Origin of the sequence: Paenibacillus sp. 1-18 (assembly GCF_000520755.1) — a bacterium.
Lineage (GTDB): Bacteria > Bacillota > Bacilli > Paenibacillales > Paenibacillaceae > Paenibacillus > Paenibacillus brasilensis.
Map to the genome: position 1 here is coordinate 1 of NZ_ASSB01000312.1, position 639 is coordinate 639.

General features: G+C 57.7%; 1 protein-coding gene. It reads right to left on the reverse strand.

The window, feature by feature from the left end; genetic code table 11:
- Nucleotides 1-639, reverse strand: a 639-nt coding sequence (locus L693_RS28335; RefSeq protein ID WP_155983884.1) for an AMP-binding protein, incomplete at both ends; no start/stop codon positions are given.

Sequence of the window (639 nt, forward strand, 5' to 3'; positions counted from 1 at the left end):
TGTTCGATAGCCTGCTTAAGCTTCCAGGCGTCCAGAATGACATCGTTGCTAGCCAGATAGAGCTGACCACCGTTCAGCAGCGCTCCCCAAATCTCGAATGTGGACGCGTCGAACACCACTGCGCCTGTTTGCAAAATTCGCGTCGTTTCATCCAATTGGGCATAGTCCGTATTCTTCACCAAACGAACGACGTTCCGGTGTTCAACCATAACGCCTTTCGGTCTGCCTGTCGTTCCCGACGTATAAATAACATAAGCCAGATCGCCCGAACCGCTGGTCAAGCCGAGATTCGACTCGTCTTCGGCATATGCCGCGTCATCGTCCAGATCGATGATGCTCCCGGCAAAGCCGATATCGGCTACGTCGTCCCGCCGGATGAGCAGGAGCTTCACTCCCGAATCCTCCAGCATATATCCGATGCGCTCCGCCGGATAATCCGGGTCAATCGGCACGTAAGCTCCGCCGGCCTTGAGGATCGCCAAAACGCCAACGACCAGCTCGGTCGACCGATGGGCGGCAATCGCCACGGGCTGATCCCGAACAACACCCTTGTCGCGGAGTGTCCGCGCCAGCCGGTTTGCCCGCTCGTTCAGTTCGCGGTATGTCAGACGCGCGTCTTCGTACACGACGGCCACTTGC